The 614-nt window shown below is 67.4% G+C and carries 1 protein-coding gene; it reads left to right on the plus strand.

Features of this window, described 5'->3' with window-relative positions; genetic code table 11:
• Window positions 1-614, plus strand: a 614-nt coding sequence (locus AC5WS8_RS39300) for an acyltransferase domain-containing protein (protein WP_496108261.1), incomplete at both ends; no start/stop codon positions are given.

Below are 614 nucleotides of genomic sequence, written 5' to 3' on the forward strand. Positions count from 1 at the left end.
GTGTGGTGTTCGTGTTCCCGGGTCAGGGGGCGCAGTGGGTGGGTATGGGGCGGGAGTTGTGGGGTGTCTCGCCGGTGTTCGCGGCGTGGATGGAGGCGTGTGAGCGGGCTTTGGCGCCGTTTGTCGACTGGTCGCTGAGTGATGTGGTGTGTGGCGGCGGTGAGTTGGTCGATGTGGATGTGGTGCAGCCGGTGTCGTGGGCGGTGATGGTGTCGCTGGCTGCGGTGTGGCGTGCGTGTGGTGTTGAGCCGTCGGTGGTGGTGGGGCACTCGCAGGGTGAGATCGCGGCGGCGGTGGTGGCGGGTGGTCTGTCGTTGGAGGACGGTGCGCGGGTGGTGGCGTTGCGGTCGAAGGCGATTCGGGCGATCGCCGGCCGTGGGGGCATGGTGTCCGTGCCGTTGTCTCTCGAGCAGGTCGGGGACCTCGTTGGTCGGTGGGCCGGTCGTATCGGTGTTGCCGCGGTGAACGGGCCGTCGTCCGTGGTCGTGGCGGGTGATGCGGATGCGTTGGATGAGTTGATGGCTCACTGTGAGGGCGCTGGTGTTCGGGCTCGTCGGATCCCGGTGGATTACGCCTCGCACACCTGGCATGTGGAGGCGATCGAGGACGAGTTG

Source organism: Streptomyces sp. PTL18, from assembly GCF_059510295.1.